Annotated in this window: 25 protein-coding genes; 10 read left to right on the top strand and 15 right to left on the bottom strand. The window is 65.5% G+C overall.

The window, feature by feature from the left end:
- Positions 1–60: 60 nt before the first annotated feature.
- From CR917_RS03680 to CR917_RS03645, 8 genes are read right to left on the bottom strand one after another with little or no spacing between them, the layout of a single operon-like run.
- Entirely contained in the window at positions 61–1,062 is a 1,002-nt protein-coding gene (locus tag CR917_RS03680; RefSeq protein ID WP_043863902.1) for a septal ring lytic transglycosylase RlpA family protein, read from the bottom strand.
- Positions 1,062–2,072 (bottom strand): lytic murein transglycosylase B, encoded by a 1,011-nt coding sequence (mltB, locus tag CR917_RS03675; RefSeq protein ID WP_043863903.1) that lies wholly within the window; start codon positions 2,070–2,072, stop codon positions 1,062–1,064. Before mltB ends, CR917_RS03680 begins: the two co-directional genes overlap by 1 nt.
- A gap of 17 nt (positions 2,073–2,089) precedes the next feature.
- A complete protein-coding gene (gene rodA / locus CR917_RS03670; RefSeq protein WP_043863944.1) occupies positions 2,090–3,193 on the bottom strand; it encodes a rod shape-determining protein RodA in 1,104 nt (367 codons plus the stop codon).
- Between the two features lie 31 nt (positions 3,194–3,224).
- The gene (gene mrdA, locus CR917_RS03665) at positions 3,225–5,177 is read right to left on the bottom strand and encodes a penicillin-binding protein 2 (RefSeq protein WP_054916341.1); all 1,953 of its coding nucleotides are present in this window, start codon (positions 5,175–5,177) and stop codon (positions 3,225–3,227) included.
- Positions 5,178–5,192: 15 nt separating this feature from the next.
- A complete protein-coding gene (rlmH, locus tag CR917_RS03660; RefSeq protein WP_010222895.1) occupies positions 5,193–5,660 on the bottom strand; it encodes a 23S rRNA (pseudouridine(1915)-N(3))-methyltransferase RlmH in 468 nt (155 codons plus the stop codon).
- A gap of 9 nt (positions 5,661–5,669) precedes the next feature.
- The gene (rsfS, locus tag CR917_RS03655) at positions 5,670–6,095 is read right to left on the bottom strand and encodes a ribosome silencing factor (protein WP_088514344.1); all 426 of its coding nucleotides are present in this window, start codon (positions 6,093–6,095) and stop codon (positions 5,670–5,672) included.
- 44 nt (positions 6,096–6,139) lie between these two features.
- Positions 6,140–6,826: a nicotinate-nucleotide adenylyltransferase gene (gene nadD / locus CR917_RS03650; RefSeq protein ID WP_043863906.1), complete on the bottom strand. Its 687-nt coding sequence runs from the start codon at positions 6,824–6,826 to the stop codon at positions 6,140–6,142.
- A gap of 2 nt (positions 6,827–6,828) precedes the next feature.
- Positions 6,829–8,100 carry a glutamate-5-semialdehyde dehydrogenase gene (locus CR917_RS03645; protein WP_043863907.1) on the bottom strand — a complete coding sequence of 424 codons (1,272 nt, stop codon included), beginning with the start codon at positions 8,098–8,100 and terminating at the stop codon, positions 6,829–6,831.
- A gap of 190 nt (positions 8,101–8,290) precedes the next feature.
- On the opposite strand from CR917_RS03645, the gene CR917_RS03640 reads away from it, so the two are divergent.
- Together CR917_RS03640 and CR917_RS03635 are read left to right on the top strand one after the other, a co-directional pair.
- Entirely contained in the window at positions 8,291–8,983 is a 693-nt protein-coding gene (locus CR917_RS03640; RefSeq protein WP_043863908.1) for a DNA-3-methyladenine glycosylase, read from the top strand.
- A gap of 4 nt (positions 8,984–8,987) precedes the next feature.
- The gene (locus CR917_RS03635) at positions 8,988–10,304 is read left to right on the top strand and encodes a bifunctional DedA family/phosphatase PAP2 family protein (RefSeq protein ID WP_054916340.1); all 1,317 of its coding nucleotides are present in this window, start codon (positions 8,988–8,990) and stop codon (positions 10,302–10,304) included.
- A 3-nt stretch (positions 10,305–10,307) separates the two neighbouring features.
- Here CR917_RS03635 and CR917_RS03630 read toward each other — a convergent pair whose 3' ends face one another.
- Genes CR917_RS03630 through CR917_RS03620 form a run of 3 tightly spaced genes read right to left on the bottom strand, consistent with a single transcriptional unit; the run spans position 10,308 to position 11,983 of the window.
- On the bottom strand, positions 10,308–10,898 hold the full coding sequence (locus tag CR917_RS03630) for an LON peptidase substrate-binding domain-containing protein (protein WP_043863910.1): 591 nt from the start codon (positions 10,896–10,898) through the stop codon (positions 10,308–10,310).
- A gap of 9 nt (positions 10,899–10,907) precedes the next feature.
- A complete protein-coding gene (locus CR917_RS03625) occupies positions 10,908–11,618 on the bottom strand; it encodes an LrgB family protein (protein ID WP_173925073.1) in 711 nt (236 codons plus the stop codon).
- A gap of 2 nt (positions 11,619–11,620) precedes the next feature.
- Positions 11,621–11,983, bottom strand: a complete 363-nt coding sequence (locus tag CR917_RS03620; RefSeq protein WP_043863912.1) for a CidA/LrgA family protein — start codon at positions 11,981–11,983, stop codon at positions 11,621–11,623.
- 170 nt (positions 11,984–12,153) lie between these two features.
- Between CR917_RS03620 and CR917_RS03615 the strand changes: the two genes are divergently transcribed.
- The 3 genes from CR917_RS03615 to CR917_RS03605 all read left to right on the top strand — a co-directional run bounded on the left by CR917_RS03615 (position 12,154) and on the right by CR917_RS03605 (position 15,086).
- Positions 12,154–12,609, top strand: a complete 456-nt coding sequence (locus CR917_RS03615) for a MaoC family dehydratase (protein ID WP_043863913.1) — start codon at positions 12,154–12,156, stop codon at positions 12,607–12,609.
- A gap of 87 nt (positions 12,610–12,696) precedes the next feature.
- Positions 12,697–14,418: a C13 family peptidase gene (locus CR917_RS03610; protein ID WP_078481390.1), complete on the top strand. Its 1,722-nt coding sequence runs from the start codon at positions 12,697–12,699 to the stop codon at positions 14,416–14,418.
- Positions 14,419–14,444: 26 nt separating this feature from the next.
- On the top strand, positions 14,445–15,086 hold the full coding sequence (locus CR917_RS03605; protein WP_043863915.1) for an oxidoreductase: 642 nt from the start codon (positions 14,445–14,447) through the stop codon (positions 15,084–15,086).
- A gap of 90 nt (positions 15,087–15,176) precedes the next feature.
- On the opposite strand, the gene CR917_RS03600 is transcribed toward CR917_RS03605, so the two are convergent.
- The 4 genes from CR917_RS03600 to CR917_RS03585 all read right to left on the bottom strand — a co-directional run bounded on the left by CR917_RS03600 (position 15,177) and on the right by CR917_RS03585 (position 19,424).
- Complete coding sequence (locus CR917_RS03600) at positions 15,177–15,467, bottom strand: YceK/YidQ family lipoprotein (protein ID WP_088514348.1); 291 nt, start codon at positions 15,465–15,467, stop codon at positions 15,177–15,179.
- A complete protein-coding gene (gene ubiX / locus CR917_RS03595; RefSeq protein ID WP_043863917.1) occupies positions 15,464–16,093 on the bottom strand; it encodes a flavin prenyltransferase UbiX in 630 nt (209 codons plus the stop codon). The genes CR917_RS03600 and ubiX overlap by 4 nt, the downstream gene beginning before the upstream one ends.
- Positions 16,090–17,439: a UDP-N-acetylmuramate:L-alanyl-gamma-D-glutamyl-meso-diaminopimelate ligase gene (gene mpl / locus CR917_RS03590; protein ID WP_104571893.1), complete on the bottom strand. Its 1,350-nt coding sequence runs from the start codon at positions 17,437–17,439 to the stop codon at positions 16,090–16,092. Before mpl ends, ubiX begins: the two co-directional genes overlap by 4 nt.
- A gap of 65 nt (positions 17,440–17,504) precedes the next feature.
- Positions 17,505–19,424 (bottom strand): sigma-54-dependent Fis family transcriptional regulator, encoded by a 1,920-nt coding sequence (locus CR917_RS03585; RefSeq protein WP_104571892.1) that lies wholly within the window; start codon positions 19,422–19,424, stop codon positions 17,505–17,507.
- A 265-nt stretch (positions 19,425–19,689) separates the two neighbouring features.
- On the opposite strand from CR917_RS03585, the gene CR917_RS03580 reads away from it, so the two are divergent.
- The 5 genes from CR917_RS03580 to CR917_RS03560 all read left to right on the top strand — a co-directional run bounded on the left by CR917_RS03580 (position 19,690) and on the right by CR917_RS03560 (position 25,671).
- Positions 19,690–21,210 (top strand): aldehyde dehydrogenase family protein, encoded by a 1,521-nt coding sequence (locus CR917_RS03580; RefSeq protein WP_043863920.1) that lies wholly within the window; start codon positions 19,690–19,692, stop codon positions 21,208–21,210.
- 175 nt (positions 21,211–21,385) lie between these two features.
- Positions 21,386–22,828, top strand: coding sequence for an ethanolamine permease (eat, locus tag CR917_RS03575; RefSeq protein WP_043863921.1), 1,443 nt, complete (start codon positions 21,386–21,388; stop codon positions 22,826–22,828).
- Between the two features lie 46 nt (positions 22,829–22,874).
- Positions 22,875–24,269, top strand: a complete 1,395-nt coding sequence (locus tag CR917_RS03570; RefSeq protein ID WP_054916335.1) for an ethanolamine ammonia-lyase subunit EutB — start codon at positions 22,875–22,877, stop codon at positions 24,267–24,269.
- 7 nt (positions 24,270–24,276) lie between these two features.
- On the top strand, positions 24,277–25,104 hold the full coding sequence (eutC, locus tag CR917_RS03565; RefSeq protein WP_054916334.1) for an ethanolamine ammonia-lyase subunit EutC: 828 nt from the start codon (positions 24,277–24,279) through the stop codon (positions 25,102–25,104).
- A gap of 108 nt (positions 25,105–25,212) precedes the next feature.
- Entirely contained in the window at positions 25,213–25,671 is a 459-nt protein-coding gene (locus CR917_RS03560; RefSeq protein WP_043863924.1) for a GNAT family N-acetyltransferase, read from the top strand.
- Positions 25,672–25,841: the final 170 nt, after the last annotated feature.

Here is a 25,841-nt window from a genome sequence, read left to right as displayed (position 1 = left end):
AACGGCCATTGTACATGGCTGCTCTGCCCGACTGCATGACAAACCGATCAGTCCCCCCGATCAGTCTGCCGTGACGACTTTGGGTTGCCCCAGGTTGGCCAGGCGCACGCTGTCCTGCATCTGCTGGGCCTCGCCCTGGCTGTTGATCGGCCCCAGGCGCACGCGGTGCAGGGTCTGCTGGTTGCGCACGATGGAACTGATGAACACCGGCGCGCTGACCATGCCGCTGAGCTTGGAGCGCAGCAGTTCGGCCGCATCCGGGTTGGCGAACGCGCCGACCTGCAAGTAAAGACCATTGCTCGCCGGCCCGCTGCCGTTGTTGGCAACCTGCACCGGCACCACGGCCGCCGCGTGCTGCTGCGGCGGCGGGGTCCATTGCTCGACGGTGCCGGTACTGGCCGGCAGCGGCTGGGTCTGGGCCACCTGGGGCTGGTTGAGCACCATCGGCGCCTGCTGACCACGCTGGGCCCACCATTGCTGCGGGTCGATGCCCTCGACGCGCACCCGGGCGGTACCGGTTTCGGCGTAGCCGAGCTTCTTGGCCGCGGCGTAGGACAGGTCGATGATGCGGTCCGAATAGAATGGGCCACGGTCGTTGACCCGCAGGATCACGCTGCGCTGGTTGTCCAGGTTGGTCACCTTGACGTAGGCCGGCAGTGGCAGGGTCTTGTGCGCCGCACTCATGCCGTACAGGTCGTACACCTCGCCATTGGCGGTGTTCTGCCCATGGAACTTGGTGCCGTACCACGACGCCGTGCCCTCGGCGCGGTAGTTGCGCGAGTCCTGGATCGGGAAGTAGGTCTTGCCCAGCACCGTGTAGGGGTTGGCCTTGTAGTTGCCGGTGTGCACCGTTGGGGTGGCGTCGGGGATCTTCGAGACATCCACGTCCCACCACGGCGCGCCGTCCTTGTGGGCCCGGTTGATGTCCAGGCCCGGCTTGGCGCGAACCACGTTGCTGCCACCTTGCGGCGTCGGGCGGCTGGAGGAGCAGCTGACCAGCAACAGACCCAGGGCCGCGCAACCGATCAGTTTGAGAGATGTGTCAGTAAACAGTACGCGCATTACCTGGCGCCCCTTGCCTGGACCAGCTGATCCGAGAGTTGATGTACCGCCATGGCGTACATCACGCTGCGGTTGTAGCGAGTGATCGCGTAGAAATTCTTCAGGCCCAGCCAGTATTCCGGGCCGTTGTCGCCTTCGAGCCGGAAGGCGGTGACCGGCAGATCATCGCGCAGCGCATCATGACTCGACCAGCCCAGTGCCCGCAACTGCGCGACGGTCTTGACCGCCTCGATACCCGGGCTCAGGCCCTCGTCGACACGTTCGCCACGCACCTGGGCGCGGCTGACCACGCCCTCGCCGGCCACCCAGCCATGGCGCTTGAAGTAGCTGGCCACGCTGCCGATGGCATCGTCCGGGTTGGTCCAGATATTGATGTGGCCGTCGCCGTCGAAGTCCACGGCATAGGCGCGAAAGCTGCTGGGCATGAACTGCGGCAGGCCCATGGCGCCGGCGTACGAGCCCTTGAGGGTCAGCGGGTCGACCTGCTCTTCGCGGGCCAGCAGCAGGAACTCGCGCAGCTCCTTGCGGAAGAACTCGGCCCGCGGCGGGTAATCGAAGCCCAGGGTCGACAGCGCGTCGATCACCCGGTAATTGCCGGTGTTGCGGCCAAAGAAGGTCTCCACGCCGATGATCGCCACGATCACCTGGGCAGGCACGCCGTATTCCTTTTCGGCGCGCGCCAGGGTGGCCTCGTGCTGGCGCCAGAAGTCCACACCGCGGGCGATGCGCGCGTCGGTGATGAACATCGGCCGGTATTCCTTCCACGGCTTGACCCGCTCGGCCGGGCGCGAGATCGCATCCAGGATCGACTGCTTGCGCTGCGCCTCGCGAAACACCGCCATCAGTTGCTCGCCGGCAAAACCGTAGTCGCGGGTCATCTCGCCGACGAACTCGGCCACCTGGGGCGAGCCGTCATAATCGGCGGCACTCGCCTGCTGACCTGGGGCCAGCAGCCCCAACAGCCCGACCCAGGGGGCACAGCGAGCCACCCAGCCACGCATTGCTTGCATTGAATTGTTCACCTTATTCAAACCTGCGCGATCCATTTGCGGTGCGTGTGGATCGACATCAAAACCCCAAACGCTGACAGCAGCGTCACGAGCGAAGTTCCGCCATAGCTGATGAAGGGCAGCGGCACGCCCACCACGGGCAACAGGCCGCTCACCATACCGATATTGACGAACACGTATACGAAGAAGGTCATGGTCAGGCTGCCGGCCAGCAGCTTGCCGTACAGCGTCTGCGCCTGGGCCGTGATCACCAGGCCGCGACCGATCAGCAGCAGGTAGATCAGCAGCAGCGCGCAGATGCCCACCAGGCCGAATTCCTCGCCGAGCACGGCGATGATGAAGTCGGTGTGGCTCTCGGGCAGAAAGTCCAGGTGCGACTGGGTGCCGAGCAGCCAACCCTTGCCGAATACCCCACCCGAGCCGATCGCCGCCTTGGACTGGATGATGTTCCAGCCGGTGCCCAACGGGTCGCTTTCCGGGTCGAGGAAGGTCAGCACGCGCTGCTTCTGGTAGTCGTGCATGACGAAGAACCACATCGCCACCGCCACCGGCACTGCCGCCGCCAGCACGCTGAGGATCCAGCGCCAGCGCAGCCCGCCCATGAACAGCACGAACGCGCCCGAGGCCAGAATCAGCAACGCGGTGCCCAGGTCGGGCTGGCGCACGATGAGAATGAACGGCACACCGATCAAGATCAGGCTGATCATCACGTGCTTGAGGTGCGGCGGCAGGGTGCGCTTGGCCAGGTACCAGGCGATGGTCGCCGGCATGATGATCTTCATGAACTCCGACGGCTGGAAGCGGATCACCCCGGGGATGTTGATCCAGCGCGTGGCGCCCATGGCGTTGTGGCCCATCACGTCCACCACCACCAGCAGGATCACCCCGCCGACGTACGCCAGTGGCACCCAGCGCGCCATGAAGCGTGGCTCCAGCTGGGCGATGACGAACATCGACACTAGGCCCAGGCCGAACGAGGACGCCTGCTTGAGCAGCATGTCCCAGTTCTTGCCGCTGGCCGAATACAGCACGAACAGGCTGCCGGCGGCCAGGGTCAGCAGCAGCACCAGCAGCGGGCCGTCGACGTGGATGCGCTGCAGGAAGCTGGCGCGGCGGCGCATCACGTCCTCGCTGGAGAGCATGCGATCGAAATTACTCTTCACGGGCCGTTTCCTGCGCGGTTGTAGGGTTGGCTGGCGGGGCGGCCGGGGTGGTCACCGACACATTGGTCGGGGCGCCCGCGGGGTTGGCGTATTCAGGCTTGAGGCGACCGTTCTGGTCGAGCAGCCAGGCGTCCATCACCTGGCGCACTACGGGGGCGGCCACGCCGGAGCCGGACTCGCCGTTCTCGACCATCACCGACACCACGATCTTCGGGTTTTCGGCCGGGGCGAAGGACACGAACAGGGCGTGGTCGCGGTGACGCTCCTGCACCTTGTTGCGGTCATACTTCTCGCCCTGCTTGATCGCGACCACCTGCGCAGTACCACTCTTGCCGGCGATGCGGTACTGCGCGCCGATGGCGGCCTTGCGCGCGGTACCACGGGCACCGTGCATCACCATCTCCATGCCGTGGGTGACCCTGTTCCAGTCGGCCTTGTCACGCAGCACGATGTCTTCCATCGGGTTCTCGTCCACCGGGCGCACGCCCTCGACGGTCTTGGCCAGGTGCGGGCGGTTCCACTTGCCCTTGCTGGCGATCAGCGCGGTGGCCTGGGCCAGTTGCAGCGGCGTGGCCTGCATGTAGCCCTGGCCGATGCCGAGGATCAGTGTTTCGCCGGGGAACCAGGCCTGGCGCCGGGTCGCGCGCTTCCAGTCACGCGACGGCATCAGCCCGGAGGATTCCTCGAACATGTCCAGCGCGACCTTCTGGCCGATGCCGAAGCGGTTCATGTAGGCCGAAAGCCGGTCGATGCCGACCTTATGCGCCAGGTCGTAGAAATAGGTGTCGTTGGAACGCATGATCGCCGTGTCGAGGTCGACCCAGCCATCGCCGGTGCGGTTCCAGTTGCGGTACTTGTGGTCATAGTTGGGCAGTTGGTAGTAGCCCGGGTCGAACACTCGCGAGGTGGCCGTGACCGCGCCGGTGTCCAGGCCGACGATGGCCACTGCCGGCTTGATCGTCGACCCCGGCGGATACAGGCCGCGCAGTACGCGGTTGAACAGCGGGCGGTCGATCGAGTCGCGCAGCTCGGCATAGGCCTTGAAGCTGATGCCGGTGACGAAGGGGTTGGGGTCGAAGCTCGGCTGACTGACCATCGCCAGCACTTCACCTGTGTTCGGGTCGAGCGCCACGATCGCGCCACGACGACCGCCCAGCGCCGCTTCGGCGGCTTCCTGCAGCTTGATGTCCAGGCTCAGGACGATGTCCTTGCCGGGGATCGGATCGGTACGCTTGAGCACCCGCAGCACCCGGCCACGGGCGTTGGTCTCGACCTCTTCGTAGCCGACCTGGCCATGCAGCTCGGCTTCGTAGAAGCGCTCGATACCGGTCTTGCCGATATGGTGGGTGCCACTGTAGTTGACCGGGTCGAGGGACTTGAGCTCTTTTTCGTTGATGCGCCCCACATAGCCGACCGAATGCGCAAAGTGCGCACCCTGCGGGTAATGGCGTACCAGCTGCGCCGCCACCTCCACACCCGGCAGACGGAACTGGTTCACCGCTATCCGGGCGATCTGCTCTTCGGTCAGCTCGAACAGGATCGGTACCGGCTCGAAGGGCCGACGCCCCTGGCGCATGCGTTTTTCGAACAGTGCCCGGTCGTCCTCGGTCAGCTCCAGCACCTCGACAATGGAATCGAGTACCTGCTGCCAGTCACCGGAACGCTCGCGGGTCATGGTCAGGCTGAAGCTTGGCCGGTTGTCGGCGACGATCACCCCGTTGCGGTCGAAGATCAGCCCGCGTGTCGGCGGGATCGGCTGCACATGCACCCGGTTGTTCTCCGACAGCGTGGAGTGGTAGTCGTACTGAATGACCTGCAGGTAGTACAGCCGGGCGATCAACACGCAAATCAGCAGCACGATCGCGACTGCGCCGACCACGACGCGGCTACGCACCAGGCGGGCGTCTTTCTCGTGGTCCTTGAGGCGAATCGGCTGCGACATTGAAAAGGCTTACGACTATTTGTGGTAAGGGTGCCCGGACAACACGGTCCAGGCGCGGTACAGCTGTTCGCCGATCAGTATCCTTACCAACGGGTGCGGCAAGGTCAGCGGCGACAGCGACCAGCGCTGCTCGGCCCGCGCACAGACTTCCGGCGCCAGCCCTTCGGGGCCGCCGACCATGAAGTTGACGGTACGCGAGTCGAGGCGCCAGCGGTCCAGTTCGACCGCCAGCTGTTCGGTGCTCCACGGCTTGCCGTGCACCTCGAGGGTGACGATACGCTCGCCCGGCTGGACCTTGGCCAGCATGGCCTCGCCCTCCTGACGGATCAGGCGGGCAACGTCGGCATTCTTGCCGCGCGTGTTGAGCGGTATCTCCACCAGCTCCAGGGACAGCTCCGAAGGCAGGCGCTTGGCATATTCATGCCAGCCGTCCTCGACCCATTTGGGCATGCGCGAGCCGACCGCGATCAGACGCAGACGCACGGGGCTACCTTATTCCTGGTCTTTGTTGAGCTTGGCGAAGTGCTCGTGGGTGTGCTCCGGGCTGTGGTGCTTGCCATCGGCGGCACGGCTCTGCTCGGCACCTTTCCACAGGCGCTCCAGGTCGTAGAACTGACGGGCCGAGGCGGTCATCATGTGCACGATGACGTCGTCCAGGTCCAGCAGCACCCAGTCGCTGTCGCCCTTGCCTTCTTCGCCCAGCGGACGAACGCCCTTCTCCTTGACCATCTGGCGGACCTTGTCCAGCATCGCGCTGATCTGGCGGTTGGAGGTACCGGTGGCGATGATCATGTAGTCGGTGATGCTCTGCTTGTCGCGAACGTCGATGACCAGGACGTCCTGGGCCTTGACGTCTTCAAGGGCAGCTACCGCGACCTTGACCAGCTCTTCGCCTTTAATCATTTCTTGCTTGCTCATATAAAACTCATTCAACTCGTAGGTATGAGGCGCCGTTGGCGCACTCAGTTCGGCACACGGTACAGGCCGTGCGCATCGATATAGGCCAGTACTGCGTCCGGCACCAGAAACCGCACCGACTTGCCGCTGGCCAGCAGCTGTCGGATCTGCGTGGCCGACACCGACAAGGGTGTCTGCCAGACGAATGCTATGTGCCCGGCCGGCCCCTGCAGGGCTTGCGGGTCACTCACCGAACGTGCGGCCAGCAGGTTGCGCAGGGCATCCGGCGACTCGACGTCGGCATCCGGGCGCTGAAGCACCAGGATATGACAGTGTTGCAACAACTCTTCCCAGCGATGCCAGCTCGGCAGGCCGCAGAATGCGTCCCAGCCCAGCAGCAGGAACAACTGGTCGTCAGCGGCCATTTCGGCGCGCATCAGCTCCAGCGTATCGATGGTGTAGGACGGCTTGTCCCGGGCCAGCTCACGCGCATCGACGCTCAGCAGGGGCACGCCCTCGACCGCGCGCTCGACCATGGCCAGGCGATCCTGCGCCGACACCTGCGGCATGTCGCGGTGCGGCGGGCGCGCATTGGGCATCAGGCGCAGTTCGTCCAGCGTCAGCACCTCGGCCACCTCCAGCGCACTGCGCAGGTGACCGATGTGCACCGGATCGAACGTGCCGCCGAGCACGCCGATGCGCCGGGCGGGCGACGGCGTGGCAGCAACGGCGAGCGGGCTGTGCTCGGCCAAGGTCAGAACGACTCCTGACCGCGCAGCTGGCCGTCACCGATCACCACGTACTTCTCGCAGGTCAGCCCTTCCAGGCCGACCGGGCCGCGTGCGTGCAGCTTGTCGGTGGAAATGCCGATCTCGGCCCCCAGGCCGTACTCGAAGCCGTCGGCAAAGCAGGTCGGGGTGTTGATCATCACGGACGAGGAGTCGACCTCGGCGGTAAAGCGCCGGGCCTGACCCTGGTGTTCGGTGACGATCGAATCGGTATGGTGCGAACCATAGTGGTTGATGTGCTCGATGGCCGCATCCAGGCCATCGACCACGCGAATCGACAGAATCGCCGCCAGGTACTCGGTGCTCCAGTCGTCTTCGCTGGCCGGCAGTGCCTCGATGATCTGCCGGGTGCGCTCGCAGCCCCGCAGCTCCACGCCCTTGTCGCGAAACTGGCTGGCCATCGCCGGCAGGAACGCCGCGGCGACCGACTGGTCGACCAGCAGGGTTTCCATGGCGCCGCAGATGCCGTAGCGATAGGTCTTGGCGTTGAAGGCGATGCGTTGGGCCTTGTCCAGCTCGGCGTGCTCGGCCACGTACACGTGGCAGATGCCGTCCAGGTGCTTGATCACCGGCACCCGTGCGTCGCGGCTGACCCGTTCGATCAGGCCCTTGCCGCCACGGGGCACGATCACGTCGACGTACTCGGGCATGCTGATCAGCGCGCCCACCGCCTCGCGGTCGGTAACCTCGACCACCTGCACCACCGCCGCGGGCAGGTCGGCCTCGGCCAGGCCGCGCTGGATGCAGGCGGCAATGGCACGGTTGGAATGAATGGCTTCGGAGCCGCCACGCAGGATGGTGGCGTTGCCCGACTTCAGGCACAGGCTGGCAGCGTCGATGGTCACGTTGGGGCGCGACTCGTAGATGATGCCGATGACGCCCAGCGGTACGCGCATCTTGCCGACCTGGATGCCGGAGGGGCGATAGCTCATGTCGCGGATGGCACCGACCGGGTCCGGCAGGCTGGCCACCTGGCGCAGGCCGACGATCATGCCGTCGATGCGGGCCGGGGTCAGCGCCAGGCGCTCGAGCATGGCCGGCTCCAGACCATTGGCGCGGCCGGCAGCCAGGTCCAGTTCGTTGGCGGCGCCCAGCTCGGCGCGGGCGGCGTCCAGGGCATTGGCAGCAGCGTGCAGGGCGCGGTTCTTCTGCGCGGTGCTGGCGCGGGCAATCACGCGCGCGGCCTCACGGGCGGCGCGACCCAGGCGGGTCATGTAGTCAAGAACGGACTCAGTCATGGGCTCAGTGTCTTGGCGGAGGGGAAAATCGGCTGATTATAACTGTCATGCAGGTATACGCCCAGCGGTGTCAGGCGGATGGTCGAAAACAGTGTATGAAGATGTACCGTAGCGCGTCCCTTCGCCGGCAAGGCCGGCTCCAGCAAAGCCCCGCCGCCGACCCGGACCATAAATTGCTATTATCGCGCCCATGACCGAATTCGCCCCCTGCCCGCCCCGGGCCCTCCCCGACAGCTTCTTCGACCGCGACGCCCAGACCCTGGCCAAGGCCCTGCTCGGCAAGGTAATCCGCCATCGTCAGGGCGAGCTGTGGCTGTCGGCGCGCATCATCGAGACCGAAGCCTATTACGTCACCGACAAGGGCAGCCACGCCTCGCTGGGCTACACCGAAAAACGCAAGGCCCTGTTCCTCGATGGCGGCCACATCTACATGTACTACGCCCGTGGCGGCGATTCGCTCAACTTCAGCGCCCACGGCCCCGGCAACGCGGTGCTGATCAAGTCGGCCTACCCCTGGGTGGATGCCGTCAGCGACCACAACAGCCTGGCGCAGATGCAGCTGAACAACCCCGACGCCAGCGGCCAGCCGCGCGCCGATCAGCGCCTGTGTGCCGGCCAGACCCTGCTGTGCAAGGCCCTGGGGCTGAAAGTCCCGCACTGGGACGCCCAGCGTTTCGACCCCGAGCGGCTGTTCGTCGAAGACTGCGGCATAACCGTGAAACACATTATTCAGACCACACGCCTGGGCATTCCCCAAGGGCGCGACGAACATCTGCCCTACCGTTTCGTCGACGCCGACTTCGCCGCGCACTGCACCCGGAACCCACTGCGCCGTGGGCAAGTCGAAGGCCGCGACTATTTCTTACTGACACAAGGAAACTGACACCATGGGCCCATGGCTCGACAGCCTGACCGGCTGGCTGACCGCGAACCCGCAATGGCTCGGCCTGGCAATCTTCATCGTGGCCTGCGTCGAATGCCTGGCCATCGCCGGGCTCATCGTGCCCGGCACCATCCTGCTGTTCGCCGTGGCGGTTCTCGCCGGCAGCGGCGCACTGGGCCTGAGCGAAACCCTGCTGCTGGGCTTTCTGGGCGGGCTGCTGGGCGATGCGATTTCCTACACCCTGGGCCGGCGCTTCCACCAGAACATCCGGCGCCTGCCGCTGCTGCGCCACCACCCCGAATGGATCGGCAGCGCCGAGAGCTACTTCCAGCGCTATGGCATCGCCAGCCTGCTGGTGGGGCGCTTCATCGGCCCGCTGCGGCCGATGCTGCCGATGGTGGCGGGCATGTTCGACATGCCCTTGCCACGCTTCATCGCCGTCAGCCTGTTGGCAGGTGCCGGCTGGGCGGTGGCCTACCTGCTGCCCGGCTGGGCCACCGGCGCGGCCATGCGCCTGCCGCTGCCCGAAGGGTTCTGGACCGAAGCAGGCATCATCGCCGCCGGCCTCGCACTATTGATCGGCCTGAGCATCAGCACCAGCCTGCGCAGCAAGCGCTACGGCACACGGCTGATCGCCGGCCTGAGCCTGGTAATGCTGGCTGCGGTGTTCATCGGCTGGCCGTACCTGAACGATTTCGACCAGGGCCTGATGACCCTGGTGCAGGAACACCGCCGCGCCACGCTGGACGGCACCATCGTACTGATCACCCGCCTGGGCGACTTCCGTACGCAGTTCGTGGTGGGCGGTGTGCTCACCGGCCTGCTGCTGCTGAGCCGGCAGTGGCGCCCGGCGATCTTCGCCGCCTGCACGCTGATGGGCACGGCGCTGGCCAACGGCACACTCAAGTGGCTGTTCGCCCGCGCGCGCCCCGAAGTGCTCAGCGACCCGCTGACCTCCTACAGCATGCCCAGTGGCCACAGTTCGGCGTCATTCGCGTTCTTTCTGACGCTGGCGGTGCTGGCCGGTCGTGGCCAGCCGCCACGCATGCGCCTGACCTGGATTCTGCTGGGGTGCCTGCCGGCGATGTCGATTGCCCTGTCCAGGGTCTACCTGGGTGCACACTGGCCCACCGACATCCTCGCCGGCTCGCTGCTGGCCTGCTGCGTGTGCGCCGCCAGCCTGAGCCTGGTGCAGCACCGCGAACCGCTCGGCGCCATGCCGCTCAAGGTGTGGTGGCTGATCCTGCCGGCCTGCGCCGGCACCCTGGCGTTCTTCGCCCTGCATGCCTTGCCCCATGCCCTGCTGCGCTACCAGTACTGAGACCTAGGCGAACAACTCGCCCTGCAGCCGCTCGAGCAGCGCCTGGATCGCGTCCAGGCGCTGGCGGGGCGAATCGATGGCCAGCAGGTCGAGCTTGTCTTCATCCTCGAAGGGCAGCAGGTAGGCCAGCTGGTTGGCCAGTGCCTGCTGGCCGATGACTTCGACCGGCATATCCAGTGCCGCCACCATCGGGTGCTCGCCCAGCGCGCCGAGCAATGCCAGCAGGTCGTGATCGTCCTCCTCCAGGGGGGCGTCGGGCTGTTCGCTGCGCCAGTTCACGTCGGCCAGCAGCAGTTGGTCCTTCTGCACCTCGTAGGGGCCGACATCGAAGCGCCGCACACCTTCGACGCGAATGCCCAGCAGGCCGTTGTCCTGCTGCTGGAAGTCGCGTATCAACGCCTCGCAGCCGATTGTCGCGAACCCCGACGGGGCATTGCCCACCTGCTCGCCTTCGAGGATGCACACCACGCCGAACCCGCCGCCCTGCTTCATGCAGCGGCCGATCATGTCCAGGTAGCGCGCCTCGAAGATCTGCAGGTCGAGCTTGCAGCCGGGGAACAGCACGGTATTGAGTGGAAACAGGGGCAATGTCATCGAATATCCTCAGGCAACCAGGCTGACCGCCAACGGCAGGAACACCGCCGTGACCACTCCCATCAGGCTCATGCCCAGGGCCGCGAAGGCCCCGGTTTCCTCGCTTTCTTCCAACGCCACCGCCGTGCCCACCGCGTGCGCACTGATGCCCAGTGCCATGCCGCGGGCTTCCGGGCTGCTCACCCCGCAGGCCGACAGCAGGGCCGGGCCGAAGATCGCCCCGATCACCCCGGTGATCAGCACGAACACTGCCGCCAGCGCCGCCACCCCGCCGATCTGCTCGGCCACCAGCATCGCAATCGGCGAAGTCACCGACTTGGGCGCCATGGTCATCAGGATCATGTGTTCGGCACCGAACCACCAGCCCAGCAACAGGCAGGCACAGGTCGCGACCAGGCCGCCGATTACCAGCGTAGTCAAGGTCGGCCACAACAGCTGGCGAATACGCCGCAGGTTCAGGTAGAGCGGGACCGCCAGGGCCACGGTGGCCGGGCCCAGCAGGATGTTCATGATTTCGGTGCTCTTGCGGTACTCGGCGTAGGACACGCCGCACGTCACCAGTACACCGATCACCACCAGCATCGATACCAGTACCGGCTGCAGGAAGATCCAGCGGGTCTTGTCATAGGCCGCCAACACCAGCTGATAGGCCCCCAGGGTGATACCGATGCCGAACAGCGGGTGGTGGATGACCGCATCGAGGGCGCCGTGCCAGTCCAGGCTCATGGCTTTTCCTCACGACGGGCCTGACGGGCAATCATCTTCTGCATGAGCACGCCACAGAACGCCAGGGCGATCAGCACCGACAGCACCAGCGAACCGACGATGGCCCAGAAGTCGGCAGCAATGTCGGCGGCGTACACCATCACACCCACTGCCGGCGGCACCAGCAGCAACGGCAGGTAGCGCAGCAGGCTGCTGGCCGCCTCGCTCAACGGCGCACTGACCTCGCCGCGCAGCATCAGGTACGCCAGCAACAGCACCAGCCCGATGATCGGCCCCGGCAGCATCGACAGAAACAGGTGATTGATCGCCGTCCCCAGCAACTGGAACAGCACGAGCCACGTCAAACCACGCAACAACATTGCACTTCTCCCTCAGGCCTGGCGGCCATTATAAGCACGCTAACGACTGGTCTATACCCCGATATTCGCTGAAACAACGGTGACTTGACCGCATCCGGTCGGCGTGCTGATCTTAAGCAGTCGAACCTGTAGCAGTCACAACAAAATCAAAGACAACCAGGAGAGTCGCAATGCCCTATGTACCCGTTGCAGAGCTGGCGCAGTACGTTGGAAAGGAACTGGGACGTTCCGAGTGGCTGACCATCGACCAGGAGCGCATCAACCTGTTCGCCGAGGCTACCGGCGACTTCCAGTTCATTCATGTGGACCCGGTGAAGGCGGCAAAAACGCCATTTGGCAGCACCATTGCCCACGGTTTTCTCACCCTTTCGCTGATTCCCAAGCTGATGGAAGACATCCTCGTGCTGCCCGAGGGGCTGAAGATGGTCGTCAACTATGGCCTGGACAGCGTGCGCTTCATCCAGCCGGTGAAGGTCGGTTCGCGGGTTCGTCTCAAGGTCGACCTGAGCGAGGCCATCGAGAAGAAACCGGGCCAGTGGTTGCTCAAGGCCACCACCACCCTGGAAATCGAAGGCCAGGACAAACCCGCCTATATCGCCGAGCCACTGTCGCTCTGCTTCGTCTGACCCGCCCAAGGTGAAACAGCTGCCAGCGGCTGTTTCACCCGCGACAAACTGCGGCATACTCGGGGCCTGACTTGCCCGGACCCCGCCATGCGCCCATTCGTACCCCTTGCCCTGACCCTGCTGCTCGCCGCCTGTGGCGACGGTGAACCGCTGTCACCGCCCGATGCACGCCTGCCCGATGGCGGCCGCTACCGTGGCGACGTGGTCAATGGCCTGCTGCAGGGCCCGGGGCGCATCGACTACCCCAATGGCAGCTGGTATGCCGGCAACTTCCAGCAGGGCCAGTGGCAGGGCCGCGGCGAATGGCACGGCAGCAATGGCGAGGTGTACCGCGGCGAGTTCCAGCAGGGTCTGTTTCACGGCCAGGGCGAGCTGACCACCCCGGGCAGCCACTACAGCGGCGGCTTCAAGCTTGGCCGGCGTGACGGCGAAGGCACCCTCAGGGAAGGCCAGGTACAGTATCGCGGGCAGTTCAAGGACGACCAGTACAACGGCGCCGGCGAACTGACCCTGGCCGACGGCAGCCAGTACCAGGGCCTGTTCGCCAAGGGCAAACCCCACGGCGAAGGCATCCGCAGCGATGCCAGTGGCAACCAGTTCAGCGGGCGCTTCGTCGACGGCCAGTTGCAGGGCAGCGGCACCTTCAACAGCGCCGAAGGCGACCAGTACATCGGCGAATTCAAGGACAACCACCTGCAAGGTCGCGGCCGTTACGAAAACGCCGATGGCGACGTTTGGATCGGCCAGTTCCGCGACGGCTCGCTGACCGGCAAGGGCGAGCTGTTCGGCAGCGACGGCAGCCACTACAAGGGCGAGTTTCGCGACTGGCGCTTCGCCGGCCAGGGCCGTCTGCAATTGCCCGACGGCAGCCTGTACGTCGGCGGTTTCGAAAACGACACCTACCAGGGCAAAGGCCGGCTGACGCAGGTCGACGGCAGCGTCGAAAGCGGCCACTGGGTAAACGGCCTGCGCGTGCGCGACGAACACGGGCGCCTGTTGCCCGACCCCCTGGAGCTGGCCCTGCTCAAGCAGGGCACCCTGCTCGACAAGGCGCTGGCCCAGGTACCGGCCTCTACCCCGGCAATCGAGCTGTACAGCCTGGCCCTGGCCGGCGATGGCAACCAGAGCGTGTTCATGCGCGAGGCCGACTACGTCAGCGACATGCTCAAGACCCGTTTCGGCGCCACTGGCCAGGTCGCCCTGGTCAACCACCGCGACCACATGGCCGACCGCCCCCTGGCCACCCGCGAGAACCTGGCGCGGGCCGCACGCACCCTGGCCGAGCGCAGCGGCCCCGAAGACCTGGTGTTCATCTACCTGACCAGCCACGGCAGCCACGAACATGAACTGGTGCTGGATCTGCCGCGCCTGCAACTGGCCGACCTGCCCGCCGATGAACTCTCGGCCGCGCTTGCCCCACTAAAGGAACGTGACAAGATAATCGTGATCTCTGCGTGCTACTCGGGGGGTTACATCGATTCACTCAAGGACGACAAGACCTTGATCATGACCGCATCGCGTGCCGACCGGGTGTCATTCGGCTGCTCCGAAGAGGCCGACTTCACCTATTTCGGCGAAGCACTGTTCGCCCGGGCACTGAACCAGACCGACGACCTGCAGCAGGCCTTCGAACTGGCCAAGACCACGGTGCAGCAGCGCGAGCAGGCCGATGGCTTCGAGGCTTCCGAACCTCAGCTGTGGGCGCCGCAACGGGTGCTGCAGCACTGGCAGAAGCTGCGCCAGCAACAGGCACGAAAAGCACTGCAAAGTGCCGATGCGGTACAAGCAGAAAATACAAGCAGCCACTAAGCTGACTGTATCAAGGGAGAGACATCATGTACCTGACGCCTCAGCACATCCTGATTGCCGGAGCCACCGGGCTGACTGGTGAGCATTTGCTGGATCGGCTGCTCAACGAGCCGACCGTGAGCCGTGTGCTGGCCCCCACGCGCCGGCCGCTGGCCGAACACCCGCACCTGGAGAACCCGGTCGGCGACCCGGCGGTGTTCCTGCCGCAGTTGAGCGGCCGGGTGGACATCGCCTTCTGCTGCCTGGGCACCACCATCAAACAGGCAGGTTCAGAAACGGCGTTTCGCGCCGTCGACCTGGACATGGTGGTGGCGTTCAGCAAGCGGGCGCGGGAAATGGGTGCACGGCACCTGCTGGTGGTCAGCGCGATTGGCGCCGACCCCAAGTCGTCGGTGTTCTACAACCGGGTCAAGGGCGAGATGGAACAGGCACTCATGGCGCAGGACTGGCCGCAATTGACAATCGCGCGGCCGTCGGTGCTGCTGGGCGAGCGTATCGAGCCTCGGCTCGGTGAGCAGTTTGCCGGGCCGTTGTCGCGGCTGCTGCCGGGCAAGTACCGCGGCATCGAAGCCTGCCAACTGGCGCGGGCGCTGTGGCGCCTGGCGCTGGAAGAGCAGGACGGGGTCCGGACCGTGGAGTCCGATGAACTGCGTAGATTGGGTAAGTAATTCAAAGGCCTCATCGCGGGTCGAGCCCGCTCCCACAAGGACAGCTCAGCCCCTTGTGGGAGCGGGCTCGACCCGCGATGAGGCCGCTGGCTACAACCCGCCGGTAGCCTGAAACCCCACCCCCAGCACCGTCAGCACCGACAACGGCAGCAACACCGTATCGAGCAGTGCACTGCCCGGCAGGTCCAGCCCCGGGTACGCCGGTGCCGGCGCGCCAAAACGGTCTTCAGGGCAGCAACCGCCCCGCAGCGCATACAGATCCAGCCGCGTACCCGAATACACCACCGGTGCCCCCGGCTTGGCCGCATCCAGCGTGCGCACCGTGGCGCAGCCGCTGCTCAGTGCCAGCACCGCCAGGCCTGCCACCAGCAGCGCCTTCACTCCTCGCCGCCAACATGGTGCTCGCCCCAGCGCGGCAGCATGTCCTGCGGAACATCCAGCAGGTTGAGAATCCGCGCCACCACAAAATCCACCAGGTCGTCGATGGTCTGCGGCTGGTGATAGAAGCCCGGCGAGGCCGGCAATATCACCGCGCCCATCTGCGACAGCTTGAGCATGTTCTCCAGGTGGATAGTCGAGAAAGGCGCCTCGCGCGGCACCAGAATCAACTGCCGACGCTCCTTCAAGGTCACGTCCGCGGCCCGCTCGATCAGGTTGTTGCAGGCCCCGGTGGCGATTGCCGACAGCGTGCCGGTGGAACAGGGCACCACCACCATCGCTGCCGGCGCCCCGGAGCCCGAGGCCACCGGCGACATCCAGTCCTCGCGCCCGTATACCCGGATCTGCCCGGCCGCAGCGCCGGTGTACTCGGTCAGAAACGCCTGGATCGACTGCGGCTTGGCCGGCAACACCACGTCGGTCTCGGTCGACATCACCAGTTGCGCAGCCTTGGAGATCAGAAAATGCACCTCGCGGTCTTCACGCACCAGGCAATCGAGCAGACGCAACCCGTACTGCGCCCCGGAGGCACCGGTCATGGCCAGCGTGATGCGCTCCGGGCCGCTCATCGCAGTGCCTCGGCCAGCTTGCCGTGCAGCCCGCCAAAGCCGCCGTTGCTCATGATGACCACTTGGGTGCCCGGCGCGGCCTGGCTTTTGACCCGCTCGATGATCGCCTCGAGACTGTCGGCGACAACCGACGGCACCGTGCACTCGGCGGCGGTGGCGGCCAGGTCCCAGCCCAGATTGGGCGGTGCATACCAGATCACCTGGTCGGCATCGCACACGCTCTGGGGCAGGCCATCACGGTGGGCGCCCAGCTTCATGGAGTTGGAGCGCGGCTCGATCACCGCGATCAACGGGGCGTCGCCGATGCGCTTGCGCAGCCCGTCGAGGGTGGTGGCAATGGCGGTCGGATGGTGGGCAAAGTCATCATAGATGGTCACACCCTGGACTTCAGCGACCTTTTCCATGCGCCGCTTGACGCTCTTGAACGCGCTCAAGGCGGCAATCCCGATGGCCGGCACCACGCCCACATGGCGGGCAGCGGCCAGGGTGGCCAGGGCGTTGGCCACGTTGTGCTGGCCGGTCAGCTCCCACTCCACCACGCCCTGGGCTTGGCCTTCGAAACTGACTTCGAAGCGCGAACCGTCGGCGCTGAGCAGTTTCACCTGCCACTGGCCACCGGCGCCGGTAGTCTGCACCGGGGTCCAGCAGCCCATCTCGATCACCTTCTGCAGGGCCGGCTCGGTGGTGGGGTGAATGACCAGGCCTTCGCTCGGAATGGTGCGCACCAGATGGTGGAACTGGCGCTCGATGGCAGGCAGATCAGGGAAGATGTCTGCGTGATCGAACTCGAGGTTGTTCAAAATGGCGGTGCGCGGACGGTAGTGCACGAACTTGGAACGCTTGTCGAAGAACGCGCTGTCGTACTCATCGGCCTCGACCACGAAGAACGGCGTGGCGCCCAGGCGCGCCGACACCGAGAAGTTCTGCGGCACACCGCCGATCAGAAAGCCCGGGCTCATCCCGGCATGCTCCAGCACCCAGGCCAGCATGCTGCTGGTGGTGGTCTTGCCGTGGGTGCCGGCCACGGCCAATACCCAGCGGCCCTGCAGCACGTGGTCAGCCAGCCACTGCGGGCCCGACACGTAGGGCAGGCCCTTGTTCAGCACGTACTCCACCGCCGGGTTGCCCCGCGACAGTGCGTTGCCGATCACCACCAGGTCGGGGGCCGGCTCCAGCTGGGCGGCGTCATAGCCTTGATGCAGCTCGATGCCCTGGGCCTGGAGCTGGGTGCTCATGGGGGGATAGACGTTGGCGTCGGAGCCGGTGACGCGGTGGCCAAGCTCCTTGGCCAGCACCGCCAGCGAGCCCATGAAAGTACCGCAGATACCGAGAATATGAATGTGCATGGTCGACCTCACGAAACGTGGAGGCAGGGTAGCTTAGGGTGGGAAAAATCGCATCCTGAGTTTGCCTAGGCGCCCCGTGCAATCCCGTGCTTGCGCAGCTTGCGGTACAGCGTATTGCGGCTGACCCCCAGTTGCGCCGCCACCTGGGTCATGTGCCAGCGCTTGTGCTCCAGCGCCTGCAGCAGCGCGGCCCGCTCGGCGTCGTCCAGCGGGTGTTCGGCCTGCGGCCTGGCCACCGTGGGCTCGAGCGCTGCCGGGGGCTGGCGCACTACCGGCGGCAGGTCGTCGAATGCGATGCGGCCATCCTCGCACAGGGCCACCAGGGTACGCAGCACATTGCGCAACTGGCGCACGTTGCCGGGCCAGGCAAACTCCAGCAGCGCCCGGCGTGCCGACGGCTCGAGCCGCACAGGTTGGCCCGCGGCCTCCTCGGCCAGGACAAAGTCGAGCAACTGCGCCTTGTCGCTGCGCTCACGCAATGCCGGCAGGGCGACCTCCAGGCCATTGAGGCGGTAATACAGGTCTTCGCGAAAGCTGCCGGCCTCGACCCGGCCCAGCAGGTCACGGTGGGTGGCACTGATGATGCGCACATCCACCGCCTGCGGCTCGCCGCCGATCGGTACCACCTGGCGCTCCTCGAGCACCCGCAGCAGGCGCGTCTGCAGGGCCAGCGGCATGTCGCCGATCTCGTCCAGCAGCAAGGTGCCGCCGTCGGCCTGTTGCAGCTTGCCGCGCATGCCCTCCTTGCGCGCCCCGGTAAAGCTGCCGCCGCGATAGCCGAACAGCTCGCTCTCGATCAGGCTCTCCGGGATCGACGCACAGTTGAGCGCGACGAACGGTTTGCCCGCGCGCTGGCTGGCCTGGTGCACGGCCTTGGCGAAGGCCTCCTTGCCGCACCCGGTTTCGCCGTTGAGCAGCAGCGGCACGTCGCGCTCGAACACCCGTAGCGCACGCCGAAAATCCTGTTGCAGTGCCGGGTCGACCAGGCAGATGCGTTGTGCCGGCATTGGCGTGCTGGTGGCCGACGGTGCAAGCGGTGGCGCCACCGCACGGGCCTGGCCGCGCAGGCTGGCGAACAGCACACGGCCATCGCGGGTACGCAGCGGCCAGCTGGTGCTGGCGGCCGCCGTGGCACGCCCGAGCAGTTCATCCAGCGCGCAGTCGAAAAACGCCTCCACTGGCTGGCCGAGCAGCCCACCGCGTGCCGTTGCCAGCAGGTTCAGCGCACTCTGGTTGACCGCACAGATACGCCCCTCGCCATCGAACGCCAGCAGCCCCTCGCTGAACAGCCCGACCGATTCGGCCTGCAGGTGAAAGCGCAACAGCCAGTGGTTTTCGAAATGGCGCAGGAAGTAGCAGCTCTCGATCATCTTGGCCGAGAGGTTGACCAGCGCCATGGTGTGGAACTGGCTCTGGCGCGACATGTCGGGGCGCGCCGACGACACGTCGAGCACTGCCAGCAGCTCGCCCTGCGGATCGAACACCGGGCTGGCCGAGCACGTCAGCCCGGTATGGCGCCCGCGAAAGTGTTCATCCTGGTGAATGGTCAGGGCCTGGCGCTCGACCAGGCAGGTGCCGATACCGTTGGTGCCTTCGCAGGCCTCACTCCAGTCGGCGCCCAGCCAGAGCCCGGCGCGCTCGAAGATGCGCCGCTCGGTGGGTGCGGTGACGCAGTTGAGGATCACACCGCGCGCATCGGTCAGCAGAACCGCGTGCCCGGCGCCGCAGAGTTGCTGGTGCAGGCTGTTCATCTCGTTGCCGGCGATCTGCAGCACCTGCTGCAGGCGCTCACGGCTCTCCAGCAGCCGCCCGTGCTCGAGCACGGTGGGCGCAACGCTCTGGGCCGGGTCGAGGTGGTAGTCCTCCAGGCAGCGCAGCCAGGAACGGGCGATCGACGGGTCGCTGCCCGGCCCCTGCAACAGCGCCTTGCCCTGGGTGACGGTGAGCACTTGCCGGGCGTGCCGGCTCAGATGATTGCTCTGCACTTTTTATTGTTCTCCGCACACGAGATGAACCCAGCATCCTCCTGCCGCCAGTGCATTGCAATGGTGGCGGGACCGTCGGGTCACGTTGTGTGCCACAACGGGTACAGAGTGTCACCCAGGCTGTGCCGGGGCTGGCACACAGCGCCTGCGGGGCGCCCTCCGCGCGGCGCCAAGCCCTTGATTTCACTAGGCCACCGGGCAGTGGCCCGTGCCTTGCACTACGCTTTACATCCTCCCTACAAGCACAATAGCCAGGAGACACACCATGCGTTACGCACATCCCGGTACCGACGGCGCGATCGTTTCCTTCAAGAGCCGCTACGGCAACTACATCAACGGCGAGTTCGTGCCACCGGTCAAAGGCGAGTACTTCACCAACACCTCGCCGGTCAACGGCCAGCCGATTGCCGAGTTCCCACGCTCCAGTGCCGAAGACATCGACAAGGCGCTGGACGCCGCCCATGCGGCCGCCGATGCCTGGGGCACCACCTCGGTGCAGGCGCGCTCGCTGATCCTGCTGAAAATCGCCGACCGCATCGAGCAGAACCTCGAACTGCTGGCCATCACCGAAACCTGGGACAACGGCAAGGCGGTACGCGAAACCCTCAACGCCGACATCCCGCTGGCCGCCGATCACTTTCGCTACTTCGCCGGCTGCCTGCGCGCCCAGGAAGGCAGCGCCGCTGAAATCGACGGCAACACCGTGGCCTATCACATCCACGAACCGCTGGGCGTGGTCGGGCAGATCATCCCGTGGAACTTCCCGATCCTGATGGCCGCCTGGAAGCTAGCCCCGGCCCTGGCCGCCGGCAACTGCGTGGTGCTCAAGCCGGCCGAACAGACCCCGCTGGGCATCAGCGTGCTGCTCGAAGTGATCGGCGACCTGCTGCCACCGGGCGTGCTCAACGTGGTGCAGGGCTATGGCCGTGAAGCCGGCGAAGCGCTGGCCACCAGCAAGCGCATCGCCAAGATCGCCTTCACCGGCTCCACCCCGGTGGGTTCGCACATCATGAAATGCGCCGCCGAGAACATCATCCCCAGCACCGTGGAGCTGGGCGGCAAGTCGCCGAACATCTTCTTCGAAGACATCATGCAGGCCGAGCAGAGCTTCATCGAGAAGGCCGCCGAAGGCCTGGTGCTGGCGTTCTTCAACCAGGGCGAGGTGTGCACCTGCCCGTCGCGCGCACTGGTGCAGGAATCGATCTACCCGGCGTTCATGCAGGAGGTGATGAAGAAGATCAAGCAGATCAAGCGTGGCGACCCGCTGGACACCGACACCATGGTCGGCGCCCAGGCCTCCGAGCAGCAGTTCGACAAGATTCTCTCGTACCTGGAAATCGCCGAGAAGGAAGGCGCCGAACTGCTCACGGGCGGCAAGGTGGAAAAACTCGAGGGCAACCTGTCGACCGGTTACTACATCCAGCCGACCCTGCTCAAGGGCACCAACAAGATGCGCGTGTTCCAGGAAGAGATCTTCGGCCCGGTGGTCAGCATCACCACCTTCAAGGACGAAGCCGAGGCCCTGGCCATTGCCAACGACACCGAATTTGGCCTGGGCGCCGGTGTATGGACCCGCGACATCAACCGCGCCTATCGCATGGGCCGCGGCATCAAGGCTGGCCGCGTATGGACCAACTGCTACCACCTGTACCCGGCGCACGCCGCGTTCGGCGGGTACAAGAAGTCCGGCGTGGGTCGTGAAACCCACAAGATGATGCTCGACCACTACCAGCAGACCAAGAACCTGCTGGTGAGCTACGACATCAATCCACTGGGCTTCTTCTAGGAAGCCCGGCTGCAAGCGGCAAGCTTCAAGCAGCAAGAAATAGCAGACCCCATGCGATTTGCCTTCTCTTGCGGCTTGCGGCTTGAAGCTTGCAGCTGTTCTGGCCCCTTTCGTGCAAGACCATCACCACAGACCGGCACCCGCCGGTGACTAAAAAAAGAACAGGTGAATCCCCATGCCAAGCGATCATTCCGGCAACGCGCCGGCTTCCGTCGATTTCGAAAAGGTCGGTTCCGAGTATTTCCAGCAACGTGAACTGAAAAAAGGTGCCGCAGGCTGGGTCCTGCTGGTGGGTCTGGGCGTCGCCTACGTGATCTCCGGCGACTACGCCGGGTGGAACTTCGGCCTGGCCCAGGGCGGCTGGGGCGGCATGTTCCTGGCCACGCTGCTGATGGCCACGATGTACCTGTGCATGTGCTTTTCGCTGGCCGAACTGTCCTCGATGATCCCCACCGCCGGCGGTGGCTACGGCTTCGCCCGCAGCGCCTTCGGGCCCTGGGGCGGGTTTCTGACCGGCACCGCGATCCTCATCGAATACGCCATCGCCCCCGCCGCCATCGCGGTGTTCATCGGTGCGTACTGCGAATCGCTGTTCGGCATCGGCGGCTGGGTGATCTACCTGGCGTTCTACATCATCTTCATCGGCATCCACATTTTCGGCGTAGGCGAAGCGCTCAAGCTGATGTTCATCATCACCGCCGTGGCCGCGATTGCCCTGGCGGTGTTCCTGATCGCGATGGTGCCGCACTTCGATTCGAACAACCTGTTCGACATCGCCAAGACCGACGCAGCCGGCGCCAGCAGCTTCCTGCCGTTCGGCTACGTCGGCGTGTGGGCGGCAATCCCCTACGCCATCTGGTTCTTCCTGGCGGTCGAAGGCGTGCCACTGGCCGCCGAAGAAACCAAGAATCCCAAGCGCGACCTGCCCCGCGGCCTGATCGGTGCGATGCTGGTGCTGCTCAGCTTCGCGCTGCTGATCCTGGTGATCGGCCCGGGCGGCGCCGGCGCCGAAGCGCTGAAAAGCTCGGGCAACCCGCTGGTGGAGGCGCTGGCCAAGGCCTACGGCGGCTCGACCTGGATGGGCGGCTTCGTCAACCTGGTGGGCCTGGCTGGCCTGATCGCCAGCTTCTTCTCGATCATCTACGCCTATTCACGGCAGATCTTCGCCCTGTCGCGCGCCGGCTACCTGCCGCGCAAGCTGTCGCAGACCAACCGCAGCAAGGCCCCGGTACTGGCGCTGATCATCCCCGGCATCATCGGCTTTGCGCTGTCGCTGACCGGCCAGGGCGACCTGCTGATTCTGGTGGCGGTATTCGGCGCTACGCTGTCCTATGTACTGATGATGGCCGCGCACATCACCCTGCGCATAAAACGCCCCAAAATGGAGCGTCCGTACCGGACCCCGGGCGGCATCTTCACCTCGGGCGTGGCGCTGGTGCTGGCCTGCCTGGCGGTGGTCGCAGGTTTCCTGGTCGACCCACGGGTGGTGATTGGCGCTGCGATCATCTATGGCGTGCTGATTGCGTACTTTGCCTTCTACAGCCGACACCACCTGGTGGCCGGCACGCCGGAGGAAGAGTTTGCCGCGATCCAGAAGGCCGAAGAGGCCTTGCACTGACCGCCCCGCGCCGCAGGCCTGGCCTGCGGCGCCATGGAGATTGCGTATGAGCAGTTTTGTACACACGGTGGGCACCCAGACCTACCGCTTCGACAGCCTCAAGGACGTCATGGCCAAGGCCAGCCCGGCCCGCTCCGGCGACTTTCTCGCCGGGGTGGCGGCCGGCAACGACGCCGAACGGGTGGCCGCGCAGATGGCGCTGGCCGATATCCCGCTCAGTCACTTCCTCAGCGAGGCGCTGATCCCTTACGAAGACGACGAAGTCACCCGCCTGATCATCGACACCCACGACAAACAAGCCTTTGCCGCCGTCAGCCACCTGACCGTGGGCGGGCTGCGCGACTGGCTGCTGAGCGAGCAGGCCGACGAAGACAGCCTGCGCGCCCTGGCACCGGGGCTGACCCCGGAAATGGCCGCTGCGGTCTCGAAGATCATGCGCGTGCAGGACCTGGTGCTGGTGGCGCAGAAGATCCGCGTGGTCACGCGCTTTCGCGGCACCCTGGGCCTGCGCGGGCGCCTGTCCACCCGCCTGCAGCCCAACCACCCCACGGATGAGCCGGCCGGCATCGCCGCGAGCATTCTCGACGGCCTGCTGTACGGCAACGGCGACGCAATGATCGGCATCAACCCGGCCACCGACAGTATCGCCTCGATCTGTGCCCTGCTGGAGATGCTCGACGCGATCATCCAGCGCTACGACATCCCCACCCAGGCCTGTGTGCTGACCCACGTCACCACCTCGATCGAGGCCGTCAACCGCGGCGTACCGCTGGACCTGGTGTTCCAGTCCATTGCCGGCACCGAGGCGGCCAACGCCAGTTTCGGCATCAACCTCAACCTGTTGCAGGAAGGCTACGACGCCGGCCTGAGCCTGAACCGCGGTACCCTCGGGCAGAACCTGATGTACTTCGAGACCGGCCAGGGCAGCGCGCTATCGGCCAACGCGCACCATGGCGTCGACCAGCAGACCTGCGAAACCCGGGCCTATGCCGTGGCACGGCATTTCAAGCCGTTTCTGGTCAACACCGTGGTCGGCTTCATCGGCCCGGAGTACCTGTACAACGGCAAGCAGATCATCCGCGCCGGCCTGGAAGACCACTTCTGCGGCAAGCTGCTGGGCGTGCCGATGGGCTGCGATATCTGCTACACCAACCATGCCGAGGCCGACCAGGACGACATGGACACGCTGCTGACGCTGCTGGGGGTGGCCGGGATCAACTTCATCATGGGCATCCCCGGCTCCGACGACATCATGCTCAACTACCAGACCACCTCGTTCCACGACGCGCTGTACGCACGCCAGACCCTGGGCCTGAAACCGGCCCCGGAGTTCGAGGCGTGGCTGGCGCGCATGGGCATCTTCACCCAGGCCGATGGCCGGGTGCGGTTTGGCGACAACCTGCCACCGGCCTTCCGCCAGGCGCTGGCGCAACTGGGATAAGCGAGCCATGGACAAGCAACCCACGCAGCACGACAACAGCGACAACCCCTGGCTCGACCTGCGCCGCCTGACCCCGGCGCGCATCGCCCTGGGGCGCACCGGTACCAGCCTGCCGACCCGCGCACAGCTGGACTTCCAGTGCGCCCACGCCCAGGCCCGCGATGCCGTGCACCTGGCATTCGACCATGCGGGCCTGCGCGAACAGCTGAGCGAACGCGGGCGCGACAGCATCCTCTTGCACAGCGCCGCCAGCGACCGCCACAGCTACCTGCAACGCCCGGACCTGGGGCGGCGCCTGCATGAGGAATCGGCCCGGCAACTGCGCGAGCACGCCCAGGCCAACCCGGGCGGGGTCGACCTGGCGATCATCGTGGCCGACGGCCTCTCGGCCCTGGCGGTGCACCGGCACACGCTGCCGTTTCTCAACCGTCTGCAGGAGCACATCGATGCCGAGGGATGGTCCACCGCCCCGGTGGTGCTGGTGGAGCAGGGCCGGGTGGCGGTGGCCGATGAAGTCGGCGAATTGCTGGGCGCGAAAATGACCGTGATCCTGATCGGCGAACGTCCGGGCCTGAGCTCCCCCGACAGCCTGGGCCTGTATTTCACCTACAGCCCCAGGGTCGGCCTCACCGACGCCTACCGCAACTGCATTTCCAACGTACGCCTGGAGGGGCTGAGCTACGGCATGGCCGCCCACCGCCTGCTGTACCTGATGCGCGAGGCCTGCCGTCGGCAGCTCTCGGGGGTCAACCTGAAGGATGAAGCCCAGGTCCAGACCCTGGAATCAGACGCCGACACCCCTAAAAATGGAAACTTCTTACTCGGCAATGATTGAGAACTGACCACTTTTTAGCGGATTGCGCTTTTTTCGCGCTTTAGGCAGCATCTGGGGTGACGGCTGCCCGAGGTTCGCCGCCACTCCCCATGGACCCGAGGCCTGCTTATGCGAATTATCAAAGCAACTCTTGAGCATCTGGATCTGCTCGCCCCTCTGTTCGTCAAATACCGCGAGTTCTATGGGCAATTGCCCTATCCGGACTCTTCGCGCTCGTTTCTGGAAAAACGCCTGGAGCGCGACGAGTCGATCATCTACCTGGCGCTGCCGGACGACGATGACAACAAGCTGATGGGTTTCTGCCAGCTGTATCCGAGCTTTTCGTCGCTGTCGCTCAAGCGCGTATGGATACTCAACGACATCTATGTGGCCGAAGACTCGCGGCGCATGCTGGTGGCCGACAACCTGATGCGCGAGGCGAAGAAACTGGCCAAGGACACCAACGCCGTGCGCCTGCGTGCCTCGACCAGCAGCGACAACGAGGTGGCAATGAAGACCTACGAGTCGATGGGGTTCAAGGCAGATACCGAGTTCAAGAGCTATATCCTCCCGATCCATTCCGACTGACGGGCATCCTTCGTCAGCAAAGCCGGCTTCCACAGGTCTGCGCACTGGCCATGTAGGCGCCAGCCTTGCTGGCGATGGGCTGCATGGCAGCCCCGCTGCGCCGGGGCCCAGAAATCCGCCGCTACAAACTGCTCCGCCATAATCACGCCATGCCCGTATAATGCGGCCTT

Origin of the sequence: Pseudomonas sp. BRM28 (assembly GCF_002939405.1) — a bacterium.
Lineage (GTDB): Bacteria > Pseudomonadota > Gammaproteobacteria > Pseudomonadales > Pseudomonadaceae > Aquipseudomonas > Aquipseudomonas palmensis.
Note: the sequence above shows the minus strand (reverse complement) of the source record. Positions and strands in the feature narration are given on the sequence as shown.

What these genes read in the sequence shown, in the direction of transcription:
- eutC (WP_054916334.1), top strand. Translation starts at nt 24,277, where the DNA reads ATGGACAAGCAACCCACGCAGCACGACAACAGCGACAACCCCTGGCTC.
- CR917_RS03635 (WP_054916340.1), top strand. Translation starts at nt 8,988, where the DNA reads ATGGGCCCATGGCTCGACAGCCTGACCGGCTGGCTGACCGCGAACCCG.
- mpl (WP_104571893.1), bottom strand. Translation starts at nt 17,439, where the DNA reads ATGCACATTCATATTCTCGGTATCTGCGGTACTTTCATGGGCTCGCTG.
- CR917_RS03640 (WP_043863908.1), top strand. Translation starts at nt 8,291, where the DNA reads ATGACCGAATTCGCCCCCTGCCCGCCCCGGGCCCTCCCCGACAGCTTC.
- CR917_RS03645 (WP_043863907.1), bottom strand. Translation starts at nt 8,100, where the DNA reads ATGACTGAGTCCGTTCTTGACTACATGACCCGCCTGGGTCGCGCCGCC.
- CR917_RS03605 (WP_043863915.1), top strand. Translation starts at nt 14,445, where the DNA reads ATGTACCTGACGCCTCAGCACATCCTGATTGCCGGAGCCACCGGGCTG.
- rsfS (WP_088514344.1), bottom strand. Translation starts at nt 6,095, where the DNA reads ATGAGCAAGCAAGAAATGATTAAAGGCGAAGAGCTGGTCAAGGTCGCG.
- mrdA (WP_054916341.1), bottom strand. Translation starts at nt 5,177, where the DNA reads ATGTCGCAGCCGATTCGCCTCAAGGACCACGAGAAAGACGCCCGCCTG.
- CR917_RS03570 (WP_054916335.1), top strand. Translation starts at nt 22,875, where the DNA reads ATGAGCAGTTTTGTACACACGGTGGGCACCCAGACCTACCGCTTCGAC.
- CR917_RS03630 (WP_043863910.1), bottom strand. Translation starts at nt 10,898, where the DNA reads ATGACATTGCCCCTGTTTCCACTCAATACCGTGCTGTTCCCCGGCTGC.
- CR917_RS03610 (WP_078481390.1), top strand. Translation starts at nt 12,697, where the DNA reads ATGCGCCCATTCGTACCCCTTGCCCTGACCCTGCTGCTCGCCGCCTGT.
- eat (WP_043863921.1), top strand. Translation starts at nt 21,386, where the DNA reads ATGCCAAGCGATCATTCCGGCAACGCGCCGGCTTCCGTCGATTTCGAA.
- CR917_RS03680 (WP_043863902.1), bottom strand. Translation starts at nt 1,062, where the DNA reads ATGCGCGTACTGTTTACTGACACATCTCTCAAACTGATCGGTTGCGCG.
- CR917_RS03615 (WP_043863913.1), top strand. Translation starts at nt 12,154, where the DNA reads ATGCCCTATGTACCCGTTGCAGAGCTGGCGCAGTACGTTGGAAAGGAA.
- rodA (WP_043863944.1), bottom strand. Translation starts at nt 3,193, where the DNA reads ATGCGCCGCCGCGCCAGCTTCCTGCAGCGCATCCACGTCGACGGCCCG.
- ubiX (WP_043863917.1), bottom strand. Translation starts at nt 16,093, where the DNA reads ATGAGCGGCCCGGAGCGCATCACGCTGGCCATGACCGGTGCCTCCGGG.
- mltB (WP_043863903.1), bottom strand. Translation starts at nt 2,072, where the DNA reads ATGCAAGCAATGCGTGGCTGGGTGGCTCGCTGTGCCCCCTGGGTCGGG.
- CR917_RS03580 (WP_043863920.1), top strand. Translation starts at nt 19,690, where the DNA reads ATGCGTTACGCACATCCCGGTACCGACGGCGCGATCGTTTCCTTCAAG.
- CR917_RS03620 (WP_043863912.1), bottom strand. Translation starts at nt 11,983, where the DNA reads ATGTTGTTGCGTGGTTTGACGTGGCTCGTGCTGTTCCAGTTGCTGGGG.
- CR917_RS03560 (WP_043863924.1), top strand. Translation starts at nt 25,213, where the DNA reads ATGCGAATTATCAAAGCAACTCTTGAGCATCTGGATCTGCTCGCCCCT.